Origin of the sequence: Kitasatospora sp. NPDC057512, assembly GCF_042802135.1 — a bacterium.
Taxonomy (GTDB): Bacteria; Actinomycetota; Actinomycetes; order Streptomycetales; family Streptomycetaceae; genus Kitasatospora.
Genome location: NZ_JBHVET010000107.1, coordinates 1 through 15,894 on the forward strand (window position 1 = coordinate 1; position 15,894 = coordinate 15,894).

The 15,894-nt window shown below is 72.7% G+C and carries 12 protein-coding genes; 7 read left to right on the top strand and 5 right to left on the bottom strand.

Going from position 1 to position 15,894, the window contains the following annotated elements; genetic code table 11:
* Positions 1–154 precede the first annotated feature (154 nt).
* The 6 genes from ACFU6K_RS10350 to ACFU6K_RS10375 all read left to right on the top strand — a co-directional run bounded on the left by ACFU6K_RS10350 (position 155) and on the right by ACFU6K_RS10375 (position 7,173).
* Positions 155–1,780: an ABC transporter substrate-binding protein gene (locus ACFU6K_RS10350; protein ID WP_380662137.1), complete on the top strand. Its 1,626-nt coding sequence runs from the start codon at positions 155–157 to the stop codon at positions 1,778–1,780.
* Positions 1,781–1,895: 115 nt separating this feature from the next.
* Positions 1,896–2,822 carry an ABC transporter permease gene (locus ACFU6K_RS10355; protein ID WP_380662138.1) on the top strand — a complete coding sequence of 309 codons (927 nt, stop codon included), beginning with the start codon at positions 1,896–1,898 and terminating at the stop codon, positions 2,820–2,822.
* A 76-nt stretch (positions 2,823–2,898) separates the two neighbouring features.
* The gene (locus tag ACFU6K_RS10360) at positions 2,899–3,813 is read left to right on the top strand and encodes an ABC transporter permease (RefSeq protein ID WP_380662146.1); all 915 of its coding nucleotides are present in this window, start codon (positions 2,899–2,901) and stop codon (positions 3,811–3,813) included.
* A 28-nt stretch (positions 3,814–3,841) separates the two neighbouring features.
* Positions 3,842–4,882 carry an ABC transporter ATP-binding protein gene (locus ACFU6K_RS10365; RefSeq protein ID WP_380662147.1) on the top strand — a complete coding sequence of 347 codons (1,041 nt, stop codon included), beginning with the start codon at positions 3,842–3,844 and terminating at the stop codon, positions 4,880–4,882.
* On the top strand, positions 4,872–5,966 hold the full coding sequence (locus tag ACFU6K_RS10370) for an ABC transporter ATP-binding protein (protein ID WP_380662139.1): 1,095 nt from the start codon (positions 4,872–4,874) through the stop codon (positions 5,964–5,966). The genes ACFU6K_RS10365 and ACFU6K_RS10370 overlap by 11 nt, the downstream gene beginning before the upstream one ends.
* A gap of 157 nt (positions 5,967–6,123) precedes the next feature.
* Positions 6,124–7,173 (top strand): ABC transporter ATP-binding protein, encoded by a 1,050-nt coding sequence (locus ACFU6K_RS10375; RefSeq protein WP_380662140.1) that lies wholly within the window; start codon positions 6,124–6,126, stop codon positions 7,171–7,173.
* 14 nt (positions 7,174–7,187) lie between these two features.
* Here ACFU6K_RS10375 and ACFU6K_RS10380 read toward each other — a convergent pair whose 3' ends face one another.
* The 5 genes from ACFU6K_RS10380 to ACFU6K_RS10400 all read right to left on the bottom strand — a co-directional run bounded on the left by ACFU6K_RS10380 (position 7,188) and on the right by ACFU6K_RS10400 (position 13,384).
* On the bottom strand, positions 7,188–8,900 hold the full coding sequence (locus ACFU6K_RS10380) for an ABC transporter family substrate-binding protein (RefSeq protein ID WP_380662141.1): 1,713 nt from the start codon (positions 8,898–8,900) through the stop codon (positions 7,188–7,190).
* Between the two features lie 166 nt (positions 8,901–9,066).
* Positions 9,067–11,499 carry a peptidoglycan binding domain-containing protein gene (locus ACFU6K_RS10385; RefSeq protein ID WP_380662142.1) on the bottom strand — a complete coding sequence of 811 codons (2,433 nt, stop codon included), beginning with the start codon at positions 11,497–11,499 and terminating at the stop codon, positions 9,067–9,069.
* A gap of 244 nt (positions 11,500–11,743) precedes the next feature.
* A complete protein-coding gene (locus tag ACFU6K_RS10390) occupies positions 11,744–12,202 on the bottom strand; it encodes a DUF6113 family protein (protein ID WP_380662143.1) in 459 nt (152 codons plus the stop codon).
* Positions 12,199–13,107, bottom strand: a complete 909-nt coding sequence (gene mshB, locus ACFU6K_RS10395) for an N-acetyl-1-D-myo-inositol-2-amino-2-deoxy-alpha-D-glucopyranoside deacetylase (protein ID WP_380662144.1) — start codon at positions 13,105–13,107, stop codon at positions 12,199–12,201. Before mshB ends, ACFU6K_RS10390 begins: the two co-directional genes overlap by 4 nt.
* An 82-nt stretch (positions 13,108–13,189) precedes the next feature.
* Positions 13,190–13,384 (bottom strand): DUF2304 family protein, encoded by a 195-nt coding sequence (locus ACFU6K_RS10400; RefSeq protein WP_049658010.1) that lies wholly within the window; start codon positions 13,382–13,384, stop codon positions 13,190–13,192.
* 314 nt (positions 13,385–13,698) lie between these two features.
* Between ACFU6K_RS10400 and ACFU6K_RS10405 the strand changes: the two genes are divergently transcribed.
* The gene (locus ACFU6K_RS10405) at positions 13,699–15,852 is read left to right on the top strand and encodes a prolyl oligopeptidase family serine peptidase (protein WP_380662145.1); all 2,154 of its coding nucleotides are present in this window, start codon (positions 13,699–13,701) and stop codon (positions 15,850–15,852) included.
* Positions 15,853–15,894: the final 42 nt, after the last annotated feature.

Genomic DNA, 15,894 nt, shown 5'->3' on the forward strand with positions numbered 1-15,894 from the left:
CCGCGGGCCCTTCCGGCGTTCCGTCGACCGGTTCGGCGCCGCGTCAACTCGGCAGGGGGTCACCGCACCCGTCCGGGTGCACCTGACGCGCGCCGTCGCCGGGGCGCGCTTCTCATGGGGTGTGATGCGAAACACACCCTGAGGAGGGACCTCCATGCCCGTAGCCGCCCGTGCTCGTTGGGTCCTCGCCGCTGCGACCTCCGTGGCCCTGGTGGCCACCGGCTGCAGCAGCAGTAGCGGCGGAGGAGGCAGCGGTTCGTCGGACGCCGGCAAGACCTTCAGCTACCAGAGCAACGAGCCGCAGAACCCGCTGCAGCCCGCCAACGCGAACGAGGTCGGCGGCGGTCGCATCATCCAGAACCTCTTCAAGGGGCTGGTCGACTACGACCCGAGCAACGCCAGGATCCGGATGCAGGTCGCCGACAAGATCGACACCAGCGACTCGCAGACCTTCGACATCACGCTGAAGGACGGCTGGAAGTTCCACGACGGCACCCCGGTGCACGCCCAGAACTTCGTCGACGCCTGGAACTGGGGCGCCGGCCCCGCCAACAACCAGATCAACAGCTCCTGGTTCTCCGACATCGAGGGCTACCAGGACGTCCACCCGACCTCCGGCCAGCCCACCGCGGACAAGATGTCCGGGCTGACCGTCACCGACGAGCTGCACTTCACCGTCAAGCTGAGCCACAAGGTCTCGTACTTCGAGTACAAGCTCGGCTACATCGCCTTCTCGCCGCTGCCCGAGGGATTCTTCAAGGACCCGGCCGGGTACGGGCAGAAGCCGGTGGGCAACGGCCCGTACCAGTTCGTCAGCTGGTCGCACAACAGCAACGTGGTGACCAAGGCCTTCCCGGACTACCAGGGCGTGGACAAGCCGAAGAACGGCGGCATCGTCTTCAAGATGTACACCACGTCCGAGGCCGCCTACGCCGACCTCCAGTCCAACAACCTGGACGTGATGGACCAGGTGCCGCCGTCCGCGCTGGCCACGTACAAGAGCGACCTCGGGGACCGGGCGGTGGACGCGCCGCAGGGCGCCATCCAGAACATCGGCTTCACGCTCTACCAGGCCGACTGGGCGTCGCCGGACAAGGCGAAGGTGCGCCAGGGCCTGTCGATGGCGATCGACCGCGCGACCATCACCAAGACGGTGCTCCAGGGCTCCCGCAAGCCCGCCACCGCCTGGGTGGCCGAGGGCGTCGAGGGTTACAAGGACGGCGCCTGCGGCGAGTTCTGCACGTTCGACGCGGCCAAGGCCAAGCAGCTGATCCAGGAGGGCGGCGGCGTCCCCGGCAACAAGCTGCTGATCACCTACAACGCGGACGGCGGCCACAAGGAGTGGGTCGACGCGGTCTGCAACTCGATCCGGCAGAACACCGGGGTCGACTGCCTGGGCGACCCGAAGCCCGACTTCAAGACCGCGCGGGCCGCGATCACCGGGCACACCCTCAACGGCGCCTTCCGCACCGGCTGGGTGCAGGACTACCCGCTGAACGCCAACTTCCTGGCCGACGTCTACCGCACCGGTGCCGCCTCCAACGACTTCGGCTACAGCAACCCGCAGTTCGACGACGCGGCCACCAAGGCCGACGAGGCCGCCAGCGTCGCCGACACGGTGACCGGCTACCAGCAGGCCGAGGCGGTGCTGCCGAGCGGGATGCCCGCCATCCCGCTCTGGTACTACCGCACCAACTCGGGCTACTCGACCAAGGTGCAGAACGTGAAGTTCGACTCCTTCGGGAACCCGGCCTGGACCCAGGTCGAGGTCAAGGGCTGAGCCCCGCGCCCTCGCGCCGGCCCCGCCCTCCCCGCACGGAGGGCGGGGCGCGGTCTCTCGGCCGACCGGTCCGGTCGGCCGGGCACCCAGTCGGACACCTAGGAAGGAGGCTCGGATGGGCAGTTACGTGCTGCGGCGGGTGCTGCAGATGATCCCGGTGTTCTTCGGCACCACGCTGCTGATCTTCCTGATGGTCTACACGCTGCCCGGCGACCCGGTGGCGGCGCTGTTCGGGGAGAAGGCCGCCGACCCGGCCGTGGTCGCCAGCATCAAGCACACCTACTACCTGGACCAGCCGCTCTGGAAGCAGTACCTGCACTACATGGGGAACCTCTTCCAGGGGGACTTCGGCACCAGCTTCACCGGCCGCCCGGTCGCCGACATCATGGCGGACGCCTTCCCGGTCACCATCCGGCTCGCCCTGATGGCCTTCGTCTTCGAGATCGTCGCGGGCCTGGCCCTCGGCCTGCTCTCCGGCCTGCGGCGCGGCAGCGTCGCGGACACCCTGGTGCTGATCTTCACCCTGGTGGTGATCTCGATCCCGGTCTTCGTGCTGGCCTACATCGCCCAGACGGTGTTCGCCACCAACCTGGGCTGGGTCACCCCGACGGTGCAGGACAGCTACGACCTGACCCAACTGGTGCTGCCGGCCGTCGTCCTGGGCTCGCTCTCGCTCGCGTACGTGGCCCGGCTCACCCGGACGTCGATCGGCGAGAACCTGCGGGCCGACTACATGCGCACCGCGGTCGCCAAGGGCCTGCCCCGGCGCACCATCATCTCCCGCCACCTGCTGCGCAACTCGCTGATCCCGGTGATCACCTTCCTCGGCACCGACCTCGGCGCGCTGATGGGCGGGGCGATCGTCACCGAGGGCGTCTTCAACGTGCAGGGCATCGGCAACGTCCTGTACCGGGCGGTCAACCAGAAGGAGGGCCCCACCGTGGTCGGCATCGTGACCGTCCTGGTGATCATCTACCTGGTCGCCAGCCTGCTCGTCGACCTGCTCTACGCGGTCCTGGACCCGAGGATCCGCTATGCCTGACATCCACGACGAGGACTCGTACGAGCCGCACCCCAAGCCCGGGGTCTCGCGCCTCGACTACGCGGGCGAGCAGGGCATGGCGGTCGAGCAGGAGACGTTAGTCGAACCGGACGTGGTGAAGCGGGAGGAGGCCCGCAGCCTGTGGGCCGACGCCTGGCGGGACCTGCGCCGGCGGCCGATCTTCCTGGTCTCGGCGGTGCTGATCCTGCTGCTGGTGGTGATGGCGGTCTTCCCCTGGGCGTTCACCTCCGCGGACCCGCGCAAGGCCGACCTGGTGAACGACTACCTCAGGCGGCCGAACTGGGGCGACGTCTTCGGGGCCGGCTGGTTCGGGTACGACGCCCAGGGCCGGTCCATCTTCGCCCGGGTGGTGTACGGCGCCCGCGCCTCGATCACCGTCGGCATCTTCGTGACCGCCGCCGTCACCCTGCTCGGCGGGCTGACCGGGATGGTGGCCGGCTTCTTCGGCGGCTGGGTCGACGCGCTGCTCTCCCGGATCACCGACATCTTCTTCGGCATCCCGCTGCTGCTCGGCGCGCTGGTGCTGCTGAACGCCTTCGCCACCCGCACGGTGTGGAGCGTGGTCATCGCGCTGGGCGTGCTCGGTTGGACCCAGATCGCCCGCGTGATGCGCGGGGCGGTGCTGACCGTCAAGCAGTCCGACTACGTGGTGGCCGGCCGGGCGCTCGGCGCCGGGACGGGCCGGCTGATGTTCCGGCACATCCTGCCGAACGCGATCGCCCCGGTGATCGTGGTGGCGACGATCGCGCTCGGCGGCTACATCGCCACCGAGGCGACGCTGAGCTTCCTCGGGATCGGCCTGCAGGACCCGACCATCTCCTGGGGCATCGACATCTCCTCCGCCCAGAAGGTGATCCGGACGGCGCCGTACGTGCTGTTCTTCCCGGCCGTGGCGCTCTCGATCACCGTGCTGGCCTTCATCATGCTGGGCGACGCGGTGCGCGACGCCCTCGATCCGAAGCTTCGCTGAGCGAGGGGAGCGCATCGTGAGTACAGCGATGGACACCGCCGGGCGCGAGCGGAAGGCGCCGTACCAGGGGCCGCTGCTCGACGTCCGGGACCTGCACGTGGAGTTCGCCACCCGGGACGGGGTCGCCCGGGCGGTGAACGGGGTGAGCTACTCCGTCGCGGCGGGGGAGACGCTGGCGGTGCTGGGGGAGTCGGGCTCGGGCAAGTCGGTGACGGCGCAGGCGGTCATGGGCATCCTGGACATGCCGCCGGCCCGGATCCCGCGCGGCGAGATCCTCTACCGGGGCCAGGACATGCTCAGGATGGGCAAGGAGGAACGGCGGCGGATCCGCGGCCAGAAGATCGCGATGATCTTCCAGGATGCGCTGTCCGCGCTGAACCCGGTGCTCAGCGTGGGCTACCAGCTCGGGGAGATGTTCCGGGCGCACCGGGGGGTGTCCCGCAAGGAGGCGAAGGAGAAGGCCGTCGAGCTGATGGACCGGGTGCGCATCCCGGCCGCCAAGGAGCGGGTGAACGACTACCCGCACCAGTTCTCCGGGGGCATGCGGCAGCGGATCATGATCGCGATGGCGCTGGCGTTGGAGCCGGACCTGATCATCGCGGACGAGCCGACCACGGCGCTGGACGTGACCGTGCAGGCGCAGGTGATGGACCTGCTGGCCGAGTTGCAGGCCGAGTACAACATGGGGCTGATCCTGATCACCCACGACCTGGGTGTGGTGGCGGACGTCGCGGACAAGATCGCGGTGATGTACGCGGGCCGGATCGTGGAGACCGCCCCGGTGCACGAGCTGTACGCCCGGCCCGCGCACCCGTACACCAGGGGCCTGCTGGACTCGATCCCCCGGCTCGACCAGAAGGGCCAGGAGCTCTACGCGATCAAGGGCCTGCCGCCCAACCTGCTGCGCATCCCCCCGGGCTGCGCCTTCAACCCGCGCTGCCCGCGGGCCCGGGACGTCTGCCGGGCCGAGGTGCCGGAGCTGTTCCCGGTCGCCGAGGAGGACGGGACGCCGTTGGAGGGGCGCGGCAGCGCCTGCTTCTTCTGGAAGGAGACCCTCCATGACCGTTAACGGGGCCAGCGCACTGGGCGCGGTGGTGCCGGAGGAGGTCGCCGTCGTGCGGGAGGTGCCGCGCGGCGAGCCGATCCTCGAAGTCCGGGACCTGGTCAAGCACTTCCCGCTCACCAAGGGCGTCCTCCTCCGGCGGCAGGTCGGGGCGGTGAAGGCTGTCGACGGGGTCACCTTCGACCTGATGCACGGGGAGACGCTCGGCATCGTCGGCGAGTCCGGCTGCGGGAAGTCCACGCTGGCCAAGGTGCTGATGAACCTGGAGCCGGCCACCTCGGGATCGGTCCGCTACAAGGGGGAGGAGATCTCCCGGCTCTCCGGGGCGGGGCTGAAGGCCGTCCGGCGGAACATCCAGATGGTGTTCCAGGACCCGTACACCTCGCTCAACCCGCGCATGACGGTCGGCGACATCATCGGCGAGCCGTTCGAGATCCACCCCGAGGTGGCGCCGAGGGGGGACCGCCGCAAGGCCGTCCAGGACCTGTTGGACGTGGTCGGGCTCAACCCCGAGTACATCAACCGGTACCCGCACCAGTTCTCCGGCGGACAGCGCCAACGCATCGGCATCGCACGGGGGTTGGCGCTCAAGCCGGAGGTCATCATCTGTGACGAGCCGGTCTCGGCGCTGGACGTCTCGGTGCAGGCGCAGGTGATCAACCTGCTGGAGCAGCTGCAGGGCGACTTCAACCTGTCGTACATGTTCATCGCGCACGACCTCTCGATCGTCCGGCACATCTCGGACCGGGTCGGGGTGATGTACCTGGGGAAGCTGGTCGAGATCGGCAGCGACGCGGAGATCTACGACCACGCGACCCACCCGTACACCCAGGCGCTGCTCTCGGCGGTGCCGGTGCCGGACCCGACGGCGCGCGAGACGCGGGACCGGATCGTGCTCACCGGCGACGTGCCCTCGCCGGCCAACCCGCCGTCCGGCTGCCGCTTCCGCACCCGCTGCTGGAAGGCGCAGCAGCGGTGCGAGGTCGAGGAGCCGCTGCTGGTCGCGCCGTCCTGGCTGGGCGACGCGGCGCGGCACGACTCGGCGTGCCACTTCGCGGCGGAGCGGGGTGTCGAGCGGGAGTCCGGCTGACGTGGGTTCCTTATCAGGGCGCGTCCTCGCAGGTGGGGGCGCGCCCTTTCCCGTGACGGAAAAGAGATCTGCCGCGGGCTCGCCAAGTGCCCTCCCGTCCTTGATAGTTGCTCTGCGCCCAGCGGTGGGTGCCGCGGTGCTGAGGAGGGCGGCTCTGATGGACGCGGTGGAGGTGATCGGCGGTGGCCGGGGGAGCGTGGAGCCCGGGACGCCGCTGCTGGAGGTCGACGACCTGCACGTGGAGTTCCACACCCGGGACGGGGTCGCCCGGGCGGTGAACGGGGTGAGCTACTCCGTCGCGGCGGGGGAGACGCTGGCGGTGCTGGGGGAGTCGGGCTCGGGCAAGTCGGTGACGGCGCAGGCGGTCATGGGCATCCTGGACATGCCGCCGGGGCGGATCACCGCGGGGCGGATCCTGTTCCGCGGCGAGGACCTGCTGACCATGGGCACGGCCGCCCGGCGGTCCATCCGGGGCGGGCACATCGCGATGATCTTCCAGGACGCGCTGTCCGCGTTGAACCCGGTGCTCAGCGTGGGCTACCAGCTCGGGGAGATGTTCCGGGCGCACCGGGGGGTGTCCCGCAAGGAGGCGAAGGAGAAGGCCGTCGAGCTGATGGACCGGGTGCGCATCCCGGCCGCCCGGCAGCGCGTCGGCGACTTCCCGCACCAGTTCTCCGGCGGGATGCGGCAGCGGATCATGATCGCGATGGCGCTGGCGTTGGAGCCGGACCTGATCATCGCGGACGAGCCGACCACGGCGCTGGACGTGACGGTGCAGGCGCAGGTGATGGACCTGTTGGCCGAGTTGCAGGCCGAGTACAACATGGGGTTGATCCTGATCACCCACGACCTGGGTGTGGTGGCGGACGTTGCGGACAAGATCGCGGTGATGTACGCGGGCCGGATCGTGGAGACCGCCCCGGTGCACGAGCTGTACGCCCGACCCGCGCACCCGTACACCAGGGGCCTGCTGGACTCGATCCCCCGGCTCGACCAGAAGGGCCAGAACCTGCACGCCATCAAGGGGCTGCCGCCGAGCCTGCTGAGCCTGCCGGAGGGCTGCGCCTTCAACCCGCGCTGCGACCGGGCGCAGGACCGCTGCCGCACCGAACTGCCGGCGCTGACGCCGGTCACCAGCGAGTACGGGACGGAGCTGGCGGGCCGCCGCAGCGCCTGCCACTACTGGCGCGAGACGCTGCACGGCTGAGCCCCGTCCGACCGCTACTTCACGAAGCCGACGTTCTCCCAGACGATGTCGGACAGGCCCTGCGCGCCGATGTTGGCGAGGTCGGCGCGGGCCCCGTACAGCTGGGGGCGCTGGTAGAGCGGCAGGACGCCGGCCACCTTCCAGAGCTCGCCGTCGGCCTGGTTGATCGCCTCGGAGGCGGTGCCCGCGTCGGCCGCGGCGGCGGCCCGGTCGAGTGCGGCGTCCACCGCCGGGCTGCCCGCGCCGACGTGGTTGGTGCCGCCGCTCTGGACGAAGTTGGCGCGGTTGCCGCTGGCCGGGAAGGGCGTGCCGATCAGCGAGTAGGCGGCGATGTCGAAGTCGTCGCGGTTGACGTACCGGTCGAAGAACTCGTTGGCGGGGGCGGTCACCGTGGTCACCTTGATGCCGACGTCCTTGAGCATGGCGGTGGCGTTGGCGGCCTCGCTCTGGGCCGGGGTGACGCCGGCCGGGACGACCATCCGCAGGTTCAGCTCGCGGCCGTCCTTCTTCCGTACGTCGCCCTCCAGCTTCCAGCCGGCCGCGTCCAGCTTGCGGGCGGCCTCGGCGGGGTCGTAGCGGGCCAGGCCCAGGGAGTTGTCGCGGTAGCCGTTCTGGTTGGTGACCAGCAGGTGGTTGTTGAGCGGGACGGCGGGCCAGTCCAGGCCGTTGAGGTCGGCGCGGATCACCACGTCCCGGTTGATCGCCTGGAAGACGGCCTGGCGCACGGTCGCGTCGCCGAGCGCGGGGGTGCGGGCGTTCAGGGTGAGCTGGCGGAAGTCCGGGCCGCCGGCCCGGCGCACCACGGCGCCCTTGGTGTTCCTGATGACCTGGTAACCGGCCACGTCCGGGCCGTTGTTGACGAGGTCGATCCGGCCCTGGGCGAAGGCGGCGGGCATCGCGTCGGGCAGCATGGCGTGGAAGACGATCCGGTCCAGCGCGGGCTTGTCGCCCCACCAGGAGGGGTCGGCGACCAGCGTGACGGTCTGGGTGGCGCGGTCCAGCCGCTCGACCTTGAACGGGCCGGCGCTGACCGGGAACCCGTCCAGGTAGGAGCTGTTGAACAGCTCCGGGGTGGAGATCCTGCCGGCGGGCAGCAGCGGGGCGTTGCCGGCGCTGTTGAACATCGACTGCCACTCGGAGAACGGGCGGTCGAAGGTCATCACGGCCTGGTAGTCGTCCTTGCCGCGCTCGACCGCGGAGACCAACTCGAAGCCGGTGCTGCTGGAGGCCTTGTAGGCCGGGTCCTTCCCGTTCAGGGCGCGCCAGTTGGCCTCGATGTCGCGCCAGGTGATCGGGGTGCCGTCGGACCAGTGGGCCTTCGGGTTGAGCGTCCAGGTGACCACCTGCCGGCCGTCCCTGAGCTCGGCGTGCGCCTCCTGGAGGTAGGCGGGGTTGGGGGTCTGGGTGCCGGCGGCGTCCGAGCGGAAGAAGGTCGGCAGCAGCGGCTTGCTGACCATGACGGTCGAGGACTCGCTGCCGTCGGCGTGGATCGGCGACCACTGGCGGGAGAACTGGGCGATCGCCAGGTTCAGGGTGCCGCCCTGGCGCAGCTGGGCCCGGTCGTGCGGGTTGATGTCGATCGCGGTCAGCTTGGGCGAGGCGGGGCCGGACGGCAGGGCGTCGCCGCCGCCCTGGCCGGCGGTGCAGGAGCAGAGCGCCAGGGAGAGCGTGAGGGCGGTGAGACCGGCGAGCAGGGCCGTCCCGTGGCGCTGGAGGCGGCGGTGCATCGGCGTGCTCCCGGGGGTGGATGTGGCGGATGGTGTGGCGTCACATCTTGCTGACCGGGAGGGGGCGTTGTCGAGGGGCGGGCCCGGATGCGGGCCCGCCCCTCGTGGGCGCGGGTTCGTCGGGAACGGACGCGCCCGACCGTGCGGGTGTCCGACCGCGGACGGGTCAGACCACGAACTTGAAGGTGCGGTCCTTGTCGCCGGTCTTGTCGAACACCGAGGTGATGCCGTCCGCGACGTCCTGCGGGGTGATCGCGGCGACCTGGCCGTTCTTCTTGACCTTCACCTTGTCGAACGCGGTGCCCAGCTGGGCGGCGAGCGCGTCGAGGTCCCACTTGGGCACGATCTTGCCGGAGGCGTCCGGGACGAGCGTGAGCGCCTTGGCCGCGGTCTTGGGGCCGAAGTCCCAGGTCTTGGCGCCGGCCACGACGTGCACCTTGCCCGCGGCGATCTGCTTGCCGAGGCTGTCGGCGGCGGCCTGGAGGGCCTGGGTGGAGATCTTCGGCTGGGCGGCCGTGACGGCGAGGGCGATCGGCTGGTCGGGCTTGCCGTCGGCGCGGGCGCGGTAGGCCTGCTCGATCGCGTCCAGGGCGCTCGCCGAGTCCACCGCCTGCCCGGCCCGGCCGGGCACGACGATCGGCTCGCCGTTGACGTCGCCGAACTTGATGTAGCCCTCCTGGAGGCCCTGGCCGGAGCCGGCCGCGAGGGTGTCCAGGGCGGCCCGGAGCTTGGCCTTGTCGACCTTGACCTCCGGGGCCACGGCCTTGGTGCCGCCCTGGAGCGACTTGATGACGTCGACCGGGTTGTAGCTGTGCTGGGCCAGGCCGTCCACGGTGGCGGTGGTGTCGAAGCTCAGCCCGGCGACCGCCGGGTCGAGGTCCACGGCCTGGTCGCCGATCTTCAGCTTGATCGGCTGCTGGCCGGCCTTGCCGACCGACTCGTCCAGCTGGTGGATCGCCTGGTCGCGGCTGCTGCCGCCGATCTCGGCGCCGAGCACCACGGTGCCCTTGGGGACGTCGGACTGGTTGAGCATCAGGCCGGTGCCGTACGCGGCCGCGCCGAGGAACAGCACCGCGACGCCGCCGTAGACGCCCAGCTTGACCAGCTTCTTGCCGGCTCCGCCGCGCTTGGCCTTGGCGGGGGCGGCGGGCTCGGCCTTCGCCTTGGCGGGGGCCGGAGCGGGGGCGGCTTTGTCGCCCTTGGCGTCCTTGGTGCCCTTGCCGCCCTTGCCCTTGCCGCCCTTGGTGTCCGTGGCGGCCTCGGGCCGGGGGCCGGGGGCCGGGGCCGGCAGCGGGGTGACCGTGGTGGCCTCCGGGTCGCCGGGCTGCGGGGCGGCGCCGGGAGCGCCCGGGAAGAGGGCGCCGGGGCCCGCCGGGGTGGCGGGGGCGTCCTGGCCGGGACCGGCCGGGCGCTGGGCGGCGAACGGGTCGGTGCCGGTCGGGGCCGAGGCGAACAGGCCCGGCTGCGGACGGCCGTCGGCGCCGTGCGGGGCGCCGTTCCGGGGCAGGCCGGGTATCGCGGCGGGCGGCGGGGTGTTGTCGCGGATCGGCGCGAAGCCGTCGACCGAGGTGTCCTCCGGGCCCGGCTCGGCGGCCGGCCCGGCCTGCGGGTGCGGTGCGGGGGCCGGGTGGCCGTTCGCCTGGAAGTCGTTGCGCGGGCCGGACCGGCGCGGGCCGCCCGCCCGGTCGTCGAGCTGCTGCCCGCCCGGCTGCTGACGGTTCCGCTGCCCGCCGCCCCGTCGGGGGAGGCCGCCCTGCGGGCCGGCGTCGGGGACGGAGGTGCCGAACGGGTCGGCGACCGGGGCGAAGGGATCGGCGACCGGTACGAACGGGTCGGCGACCGGCGTGAAGGGGTCGGCGGCCTCGTACACGCCGGGCTCCTCCACCGGGGCCTCGGCCTGGAACGGCGCGGCGGGCGCGGCCGGGCGCGGCTGCTTGCCCTGGGCGGGCACCGGGCGGCCGTTCGGGGCGCCGTTGGCGCGGGCGGCCTGGCCCGCCGTCGGCTGGGCACCCTGCGGGCGCGGCTCGGCGACGGCGCCCGGCACGGCCAGGGCCTCCGCCGCTCCGGCGGCACCGGCCGGCACGGCGGCGGGCACGGCGGCCGGGGCGGGCTCGGCGACCGGGGCCTTCTTCTGACGCGGCCGGAACCAGGCGCCGGTGGACTCCGACTCGGAGGTGGCCGGCGGGATCGGCGGGATCTGCCACTCCGGCGGCAGGTTCGGCGGGGCGGCCTGGCGGCCGCCGTCCTCCATCACGCCGAGGACGGGCGAGGTCGGCGCGGAACGGTGCCGCGGGCTGCCCGGTTCGGCGGCGGCCGCCGGGGCGTCATCGCCGGGGCCGTCCTCGTTCTTGACGGCGCTGCGGACGACGACCGGCGGGATCGGACGCGAGCCGGGGATGTTGATCCGGACCCGGGTGGTCAGGGTGGTCTCGGTCTTCGGACCGTCGTCCTCGCCGCCCGACGCGGCGCCCGGTCCGGCGTCCGCCCGGTCGCCGCCGGGGAGCCCCGGTGTGCCGTAGGGCGGGGTGCCCGACGGGTAGGCGTCCGGACCCGTGCGCCGGGGCGTCGGGTGGGCGTTGTCAGATTCGCGGCTGCTCAATGCTGCTCTGCTCCGGGTTCGCGGGCGGGCCGTGCGGCGCGACCGCGGTTCGTGGTCGCCGGGCCTTGACGGGGGCGGGCGGCGGTCGGGTACGGCGTTCTGCGGGACCACCATACTGGGAAGAACAGAGCGGCGAACGGCTTCGGACAGATCCTGATACGTCCGGTTCCTCCGGTATGAGAGTAAGGCCGTACGCTCCTGACTGCGCGTCGTACGCGGTACGGTACGCCGTGCACGACCCGGGTCAGCGCGGGGGGCCGGGCACCCCCGGGAACCAGCTGGTGCGGGTGGGCAGGGTGGCGCAGATCACGCCCAGCACCGAGCCGGCGAACAGCCAGGCCAGCGAGGTGGCGTTGGACCACAGCACGTTGTCGCCCTCGGGCCGGGGCACGATCAGCAGCAGCATCGCCAGGAACCAGCCGGCCGCGGGCGCGCCCGCGCCGAGCCGGGTGCCGGTGACCCGCAGGCCGGCGTAGAAGGTGGCGGCGGTCGCGGCGAGCGCCAACAGGACCCCCACCGGCGGCCACAGGGCCTGCACAAAGGATCCGCAGACCGACACCGCGACGCCCAGCAGGAAGAACAGGGCGTAGGCGGCGATCCGGGCGGCGCGCGGGGGCTGGGGCTCGGCCAGCCGCTCCTCGCGGGTGCCGAGGACGGCGGCGGCGAGCGGGCGGCGCGTCGGCCGGGCGGCGGGCTTGCTCATCGGGTGCCCTCCTCGGCGGGCGCGGCGTCGGGCGCGAGGCCGGCGAACAGGTCGTCCTCCGGCTCGCCCGGCCCGGCCTGGCCGCGCACCAGCTGGTAGTACTCGGTGGTGAACAGCGGCTGGGCCAGGTCGTTAGAGAGCGCGAAGAAGGCGCCGTCCACGGTGATCTGGGTGGCGTGGGCGGTCATCGCGGCGGTCTTGCGCCCCGCCTGCGCGGCGCCGTCCAGCACGGTGGTGACGACCTCGTCGTCGACCAAGCCGGGGACGTCGGCGGGCTGCGCGACGCCCGGGAAGGACGCCTTGGCGGCGGCCTCGGCGAGCCCGGCCTCGATCACCGAGCAGGGCATCCGGTTCCAGTACACCTTGGCGATCCGCCAGGCCGGGCCCAGCTCCGGCCGGTGCGCCGGGTCGGCGGCCAGCTCGTACGCGCGCATCGCGACCCGGTGCGCCTGGATGTGGTCCGGATGCCCGTAGCCGCCGTCCGGGTCGTACGTGACCAGCACCTGCGGGCGCACCTCGCGGACCACCGCGACCAGGTGGCCGGCCGCCTCGTCGACGTCCGCCTGCCAGAAGCAGCCGGGCACGTCGTTCTCGGGCACGCCCATCATCCCGGAGTCGCGGTAGCGCCCCGGGCCGCCGAGGAAGCGGAAGTCGGACACGCCGAGGGCGCGCATCGCCTCGGTCAGCTCGCCGATCCGGTACGCGCCGAGGGTGTCGTCCCGATCGGCCGTCAGGTGGGCCAGCTCCGGGGGGATCACCTCGCCGCCCTCGCCGAGGGTGCAGGTCACCAGCGTGACCCGGGCGCCCTCGGCGACGTACCGGGCCATGGTGGCCCCGTTGCCGATCGACTCGTCGTCGGGGTGCGCGTGGACCAGGAGGAGGCGGCGGCCGGTGGTCGAGGTCATGGGAGGAAGCCTAGGGCCTGTCGTCGAACTCGCGTCTGCGGGGCGAGTGCGACGACGGGCCCCGACCACCGGCCGGTGGGGGTCAGAGCCTCAGGCCGTTGATCATTCCGGCGAGGTTGCTGGTGACCTGGCTGATCGACGGGGCGATCGAGCTGGAGGCCAGGTAGAAGCCGAGCAGCGCGCAGACGATCGCGTGCGCCAGCTTCAGGCCGGACCGGCGGATCAGGATCACCACGATGACCAGCATCAGCACGGCGGCGGAGATGTTCATGGCCATGTCGGCTCACACCCCTTCTCGGGCACGCCGCCTCCGGGGAGGGCGGCGAGGGACGGTGCGGGACTGGGGGCTGCGGGCGGCCGCGGTCCGGGACGGGGCCGGACGGCCGCTCGCGCGACAAGTCATACCCGATGGGTAAGGGTGGCATTACCCTCGGTGAGTCCACGCGCGCCGGGGCATCGTGGCATCCGAGGGGCGCATGGGCCGGTCGGAGGCGGTTTGGACCCCTTTGGGGCGTACTTGCCGACGATGCTCCGAACGAGTGATCAGCGCACGCCCGGTGGTGGTGGTCCGGCGTCATAAGGTCTGGTGCCATGAGCTCCCACACCCCTGCCGACACCTTCCCACGGCAGTACGCGCGGACCCTGCGCTACACCGTCGGCGCGCCCCGCTCCTTCTCCGTCGCGCCCGACGGCTCGCGGGTCGTCTTCCTCCGCTCCGGCTCGGGCCGCGACCGGGCCAACCTGCTCTGGACCCTCGACACCGCCACCGGCGAGGAGCGGGTCGCCGCCGACCCGGCCGCGCTGCTCGGCGGCGGCGGGGAGGACCTGTCGCCGGCCGAGAAGGCCCGCCGCGAGCGCAGCCGCGAGGGCTCGGCCGGCATCGTCGGCTACGCCCTGGACGCGGCCGGCGCGCTGGCCGCCTTCGCCCTCTCCGGCCGGCTGTTCACCGCCGACCTCGGCACCGGCGCCACCACCGAACTGCCCGCTGAGGGGCCGCTGTTGGACCCGCGCCCGGCCCCGGACGGCGCCCACGTCGCGTACGCCAACGCCGCCGGCGAGCTGCGGCTGACCCGCACCGACGGCGGCGGCGACCGGGTGCTCGCCGAGCCGGACGGCCCGAACGTCACCTGGGGCCAGGCCGAGTTCATCGCCCAGGAGGAGATGGACCGCGACCGCGGCTTCTGGTGGTCCCCGGAGAGCGACCGGCTGCTGGTCGAGCGCGCCGACGACAGCCCGGTGCGCCGCTGGTGGATCGCCGACCCGGCGAACCCGGACCGCGAGCCCGCCGAGGTCGCCTACCCGGCGGCCGGCGGCGCCAACGCCGAGGTCGGGCTCTGGCTGCTCGACCTGCACGGCGGGCGCACCGAGGTGGTCTGGGACCGCGAGGCCTACCCGTACCTGGGCCGGGTGCACTGGTCGAAGGGCGGCGTGCCGCTGCTCCTGGTCCAGACCCGCGACCAGCGCGGCCAGCGGATCCTCGGCCTGGACACCGCCACCGGCGCCACCGAGGTGCTGCACGAGGAGAAGGACGGCGCCTGGCTGGAGCTGTTCCAGGGCGCACCGGCCTGGACCCCGGACGGCAAGCTGGTCCGGATCTCCGACGAGGGGGGAGTGCGGGCGCTGGTGATCGGCGACCGCGCCGTGACCGGGGCCGACCTGCACGTCCGCTCGGTCGTCGCGGTCACCGAGCGGGAGGTGTTCTTCAGCGCCGCCGGCGGCGCCGAGGAGGCCGACCCCGAGCCGGGCTGGATCGGCGTCGGCCGGATCAGCCACGACGGCACGCGGCTGGGCTGGGAGTCCGCCAACGGGCGGCCGTTCACCTCCGTCACCAGCGCGGTGCACGGCGGCGGGATCACCGTCCGGGCCACCGCCGAGCCCGACCTGCCCGGCACCCTGGTCACGGTCGCCCGGGACCTGCCGGAGGGCCTGGCGGTCGACGACGTCGCCACCATCGCCTCGTACGCCGAGACCCCGGCCATCACCGCCCGCCCGGTCTTCCGCTTCGCCGGCGAGCGCCGCATCCCGTCCGCCGTCTTCCTGCCCACCGGCTACGACCGCGAGCGGGACGGCCTGCTGCCCGTCCTGATGGACCCGTACGGCGGCCCGCACGGCCAGCGCGTCCTCCAGGCGCACAACCCGCACCTCAACTCGCAGTGGTTCGCCGACCAGGGCTTCGCGGTGGTGGTCGCCGACGGGCGCGGCACCCCCGGGCGCGGGCCGGCCTGGGAGAAGTCGATCGCCTTCGACTTCGCCGGGGCCACCCTGGACGACCAGGTGGAGGCGCTGCGGGCGCTCGCCGAGGAGTTCCCGCTGGACCTCGACCGGGTCGCCGTCCGCGGCTGGTCGTACGGCGGCTACCTCTCCGCGCTCGCCGTGCTGCGCCGCCCGGACGTCTTCCACGCGGCGGTGGCCGGGGCGCCGGTGACCGACTGGGAGCTGTACGACACCCACTACACCGAGCGCTACCTGGGCGACCCGGCCGAGCGGCCCGAGGTGTACGCCGCCAACTCGCTGAGCGGGTACGCGGCCGGGCTGGAGCGCCCGCTGATGATCATCCACGGGCTGGCGGACGACAACGTGGTGGCCGCGCACACCCTGCGGCTGTCCTCGGCGCTGCTCGCCGCCGGGCGTCCGCACACCGTGCTGCCGCTGTCCGGCGTCACCCACATGACCCCGCAGGAGGAGGTCGCGGAGAACCTGCTGCTGCTCCAGGTCGACTTCGTGAAGCGCTCGCTGGGCGTGTGACACCCGCCTGACCAGCGCTTTCGGCGGCCGGTGCCCCTGACG